We start from the raw sequence: 5,632 nt of genomic DNA on the forward strand, positions 1-5,632 counted from the left end.
GCGTCCGCTCCTTGAGAACTCAACAGCGTGCCGAAAGTCAGTGCCAAGTATCGAACCCCTTTTTTGTGGGTTTCTTTGGGTTGATGGATGTCGAGAGTGCTAGTTCTCGGTTCTTCAGGTCAGGGGTTTCAAGCATCTACGGAGAGTTTGATCCTGGCTCAGGACGAACGCTGGCGGCGTGCTTAACACATGCAAGTCGAACGGTGAACCATCTTCGGGTGGGGATCAGTGGCGAACGGGTGAGTAACACGTGGGCAACCTGCCTCCGGCTCTGGGATAACTCCAAGAAATTGGGGCTAATACCGGATGTTCACTGCTGGCCGCATGGTCTGGTGGTGGAAAGGGTTTCCGGCTGGGGATGGGCCCGCGGCCTATCAGCTTGTTGGTGGGGTAGTGGCCTACCAAGGCGACGACGGGTAGCCGGCCTGAGAGGGTGATCGGCCACACTGGGACTGAGACACGGCCCAGACTCCTACGGGAGGCAGCAGTGGGGAATATTGCGCAATGGGCGGAAGCCTGACGCAGCGACGCCGCGTGGGGGATGACGGCCTTCGGGTTGTAAACCTCTTTCAGCTTCGACGAAGCCTTTCGGGGTGACGGTAGGAGCAGAAGAAGCACCGGCCAACTACGTGCCAGCAGCCGCGGTAATACGTAGGGTGCAAGCGTTGTCCGGAATTATTGGGCGTAAAGAGCTCGTAGGCGGTTTGTCGCGTCGGCTGTGAAAACCCGGAGCTCAACTCCGGGCCTGCAGTCGATACGGGCAGACTTGAGTGTTGCAGGGGAGACTGGAATTCCTGGTGTAGCGGTGAAATGCGCAGATATCAGGAGGAACACCGGTGGCGAAGGCGGGTCTCTGGGCAGCAACTGACGCTGAGGAGCGAAAGCGTGGGGAGCGAACAGGATTAGATACCCTGGTAGTCCACGCCGTAAACGTTGGGCGCTAGGTGTGGGGGCCATTCCACGGTCTCCGTGCCGCAGCTAACGCATTAAGCGCCCCGCCTGGGGAGTACGGCCGCAAGGCTAAAACTCAAAGGAATTGACGGGGGCCCGCACAAGCGGCGGAGCATGTTGCTTAATTCGATGCAACGCGAAGAACCTTACCTAGGCTTGACATGCACGGAAAAGCTTCAGAGATGGGGTGTCCGTAAGGGTCGTGCACAGGTGGTGCATGGTTGTCGTCAGCTCGTGTCGTGAGATGTTGGGTTAAGTCCCGCAACGAGCGCAACCCTCGTTCCATGTTGCCAGCACGTGATGGTGGGGACTCATGGGAGACTGCCGGGGTCAACTCGGAGGAAGGTGGGGATGACGTCAAATCATCATGCCCCTTATGTCTAGGGCTGCAAACATGCTACAATGGCCGGTACAAAGGGCTGCGATACCGTGAGGTGGAGCGAATCCCAGAAAGCCGGTCTCAGTTCGGATTGGGGTCTGCAACTCGACCCCATGAAGTTGGAGTCGCTAGTAATCGCAGATCAGCAACGCTGCGGTGAATACGTTCCCGGGCCTTGTACACACCGCCCGTCACGTCACGAAAGTCGGTAACGCCCGAAGCCGGTGGCCCAACCCCGTTGTGGGAGGGAGCCGTCGAAGGCGGGATCGGCGATTGGGACGAAGTCGTAACAAGGTAGCCGTACCGGAAGGTGCGGCTGGATCACCTCCTTTCTAAGGAGCGTCGTCACCGCTGGGCCCCGGTGGGGGTTGGTGGTGCGGAGCCGCGCTCGCACCTGGATGGTCGTCCGGTTCTCGGATGGCCGCGTGTGTGTGGGGTGGTGCTCGAGGGTGGAACGCTGACCAGTTCGGCCGCCGGCTGCGGTCGGCTCCTAGTACGGCCTGCTCCTGAGGGGGTGGGTGGGGAACGGGGTCGGGGGTGGGTGGGGGTCGTAGGCACGCTGTTGGGTCCTGAGGGAGCGGATCCTGTCGACCGGGGGGCACGTGGGTGTGTCCGGGTGGTGGGTGGGGGTTGTTGTCTCGGGTCGGGGCCGTCCGGGTTCTCGTACCACTCGTTCCTCGTGCTGCCGGTGGCGGTGGCCGGGGGGTGGGGTTCGGCGGGGGTGGTGTCGGGTGGTGGCCGGTTGTTCGTTGAGAACTGCACAGTGGACGCGAGCATCTTTCTTTGATTGGGTAGCCCGCGGATCGTCGAGTCCTGGTCTGGTGCGCACTGGTGTGTGTGCCGGGGTGGGGTGGATGGGCGTGGGGTGTGTTGTGGTTGTGTGGCCAAGTTGTTGAGGGCACACGGTGGATGCCTGGGCACCAGGAGCCGATGAAGGACGTAGGAGGCTGCGATAAGCCTCGGGGAGCTGCCAACCGAGCGTTGATCCGAGGATGTCCGAATGGGGGAACCCCGCACCAGTCATGTGGTGTGACCCGCGCCTGAACACATAGGGCGTGTGGAGGGAACGTGGGGAAGTGAAACATCTCAGTACCCACAGGAAGAGAAAACAACCGTGATTCCGTGAGTAGTGGCGAGCGAAAGCGGAGGAGGCTAAACCGTTTCCATGTGATACCCGGCAGGGGTTGTGGAGGCGGGGTCGTGGGAGCGTTCAGCTGGTTCTGCCGGACCGGCGGGGAGTGAGAAAGACCTTGTGTTAGTGGAAGGCCTCTGGAAGGGGTCGCCGGAGAGGGTGAGAGCCCCGTACACGAAAACGCAGGTCCTCCCGGACGTTTTTCCCGAGTAGCACCGAGCCCGTGGAATTCGGTGTGAATCTGGCGGGACCACCCGCTAAGCCTGAATACTTCCTGGTGACCGATAGCGGACGAGTACCGTGAGGGAAAGGTGAAAAGTACCCCGGGAGGGGAGTGAAATAGTACCTGAAACCGTGTGCCTACAAGCCGTGAGAGCCTGGAATCGCCTTTCGAGGCGTGGGTGATTGCGTGCCTTTTGAAGAATGAGCCTGCGAGTTAGTGGTGCGTGGCGAGGTTAACCCGTGAGGGGTAGCCGTAGCGAGAGCGAGTCCGAATAGGGCGGTGTCACCTTCGGGTGGCGGTAGTCGCGTGCTCTAGACCCGAAGCCGAGTGATCTACCCATGGCCAGGTTGAAGCGCGGGTAAGACCGCGTGGAGGACCGAACCCACCAGGGTTGAAAACCTGGGGGATGAGCTGTGGGTAGGGGTGAAAGGCCAATCAAACTCGGTGATAGCTGGTTCTCCCCGAAATGCATTTAGGTGCAGCGTCGCGTGTTTCTTGCCGGAGGTAGAGCACTGGATGGCCGATGGGCCCGACAAGGTTACTGACGTCAACCAAACTCCGAATGCCGGTAAGTGAGAGCGTGGCAGTGAGACTGCGGGCGATAAGGTTCGTAGTCGAGAGGGAAACAGCCCAGATCATCGGCTAAGGCCCCTAAGCGTGTGCTAAGTGGAAAAGGATGTGGGATCGCAGAGACAACCAGGAGGTTGGCTTAGAAGCAGCCATCCTTGAAAGAGTGCGTAATAGCTCACTGGTCAAGTGGTTCCGCGCCGACAATGTAGCGGGGCTCAAGCACACCGCCGAAGCCGTGGCACTCCACCGGTAGCTCGTCGGCAGACTGTGGTCTGTCGGCCAGGTGGTGGGGTGGGTAGGGGAGCGTCGTGTGGCGGGTGAAGCGGCGGAGGGATCCAGCCGTGGACGCCACGCGAGTGAGAATGCAGGCATGAGTAGCGAGAGGGGAGTGAGAACCTCCCCCGCCGGAAGACCAAGGGTTCCTGGGCCAGGCTAATCCGCCCAGGGTGAGTCGGGACCTAAGGCGAGGCCGACAGGCGTAGTCGATGGACAACGGGTTGATATTCCCGTACCCGCGAAGGAACGCCCATGCCGAACCTGGCGATGCTAACCGCCCGAAGCCTGGTGGGTCATTCGTGACTCGTTGGGTGGAGCGCGGGATCCGGACTGGTAGTAGGCAAGCGATGGGGTGACGCAGGAAGGTAGTCCTACCGGTGAGTGGTGGTGCCGGGGCAAGGGTGTGGCCCGTCCGACAGGTAAATCCGTCGGGCATGTGGGTGAGGCCTGACGCATAGCCGATTGCGGTGAATGGGATGATCCTATGCTGCCGAGAAAAGCCTCTAGCGAGTTCCGAGCGGCCCGTACCCCAAACCAACTCAGGTGGTCAGGTAGAGAATACCGAGGCGATCGAGCGAACTGTGGTCAAGGAACTCGGCAAAATGCCCCCGTAACTTCGGGAGAAGGGGGGCCGCTTCCCGTGAACCAGCGTGCCTGGGGCAGCGGGGGGTGGCCGCAGAGACCAGTGAGAAGCGACTGTTTACTAAAAACACAGGTCCGTGCGAAGTCGTAAGACGAGGTATACGGACTGACGCCTGCCCGGTGCTGGAACGTTAAGGGGACGGGTTAGCTCTTCGGGGCGAAGCTCAGAACTCAAGCGCCAGTAAACGGCGGTGGTAACTATAACCATCCTAAGGTAGCGAAATTCCTTGTCGGGTAAGTTCCGACCTGCACGAATGGCGTAACGACTTCTCAGCTGTCTCGACCACAGGCTCGGCGAAATTGCACTACGAGTAAAGATGCTCGTTACGCGCGGCAGGACGGAAAGACCCCGGGACCTTCACTACAGCTTGATATTGGTGTTCGGTTCGGTTTGTGTAGGATAGGTGGGAGACCGTGAAGCGGGCACGCCAGTGTTCGTGGAGTCGTCGTTGAAATACCACTCTGGTCGAATTGGATGTCTAACCTGGGTCCGTGATCCGGATCAGGAACAGTGTCAGGTGGGTAGTTTAACTGGGGCGGTTGCCTCCCAAAGGGTAACGGAGGCGCCCAAAGGTTCCCTCAGCCTGGTTGGCAATCAGGTGTCGAGTGCAAGTGCACAAGGGAGCTTGACTGTGAGACCGACGGGTCGAGCAGGAGCGAAAGCTGGGACTAGTGACCCGGCACCGGCATGTGGAAGCGGTGTCGCTCAACGGATAAAAGGTACCCCGGGGATAACAGGCTGATCTTCCCCAAGAGTCCATATCGACGGGATGGTTTGGCACCTCGATGTCGGCTCGTCGCATCCTGGGGCTGGAGTAGGTCCCAAGGGTTGGGCTGTTCGCCCATTAAAGCGGTACGCGAGCTGGGTTTAGAACGTCGTGAGACAGTTCGGTCCCTATCCGCCGTGCGCGTAAGAGACTTGAGAAGAGCTGTCCCTAGTACGAGAGGACCGGGACGGACGAACCTCTGGTGTGCCAGTTGTACCGCCAGGTGCACGGCTGGTTGGCCACGTTCGGCAGGGATAACCGCTGAAAGCATCTAAGCGGGAAGCTCGCTTCAAGATGAGGTCTCTCACCCAGTCAATGGGGTAAGGCCCCCGCCCAGACCAGCGGGTTGATAGGCCGGAAGTGGAAGCACCGCGAGGTGTGGAGCTGACCGGTACTAACAGGCCGAGGGCTTGACCACACAACAACAACGACCCCCACACCCCGTGCCAGGGGCAACGGGTCGACCAGCAAGCACGCAACGTTGTACGCGTCCACTGTGCGGTTCTGAACGCACACACCAGCCCCACCCCCCTGGGGGTGGCCTGGTTTGTCAGGTTCACAGCGTTACGGCGGCCATGGCGAGAGGGAAACGCCCGGACCCATTCCGAACCCGGAAGCTAAGCCTCTCAGCGCCGATGGTACTGCCCCGGAGACGGGGTGGGAGAGTAGGACGCCGCCGGACAACCATTCCA

At 60.5% G+C, this 5,632-nt stretch carries 3 rRNA genes; all 3 read left to right on the top strand.

The features are described from left to right. Window positions 1-135 precede the first annotated feature (135 nt). The 3 genes from E4P41_RS21105 (at window position 136) to rrf (ending at window position 5,622) form a co-directional block, all read left to right on the top strand. Window positions 136-1,662: ribosomal RNA gene (locus E4P41_RS21105) — 16S ribosomal RNA — on the top strand. A 550-nt stretch (window positions 1,663-2,212) separates the two neighbouring features. Next, window positions 2,213-5,358, top strand: a 23S ribosomal RNA gene (locus tag E4P41_RS21110). A 147-nt stretch (window positions 5,359-5,505) separates the two neighbouring features. After that, window positions 5,506-5,622 (top strand): 5S ribosomal RNA (gene rrf / locus E4P41_RS21115). Together the 16S, 23S and 5S rRNA genes form the textbook arrangement of a ribosomal RNA operon. Window positions 5,623-5,632: the final 10 nt, after the last annotated feature.

Origin of the sequence: Geodermatophilus sp. DF01-2 (assembly GCF_004571065.1) — a bacterium.
Classification (GTDB): domain Bacteria; phylum Actinomycetota; class Actinomycetes; order Mycobacteriales; family Geodermatophilaceae; genus Geodermatophilus.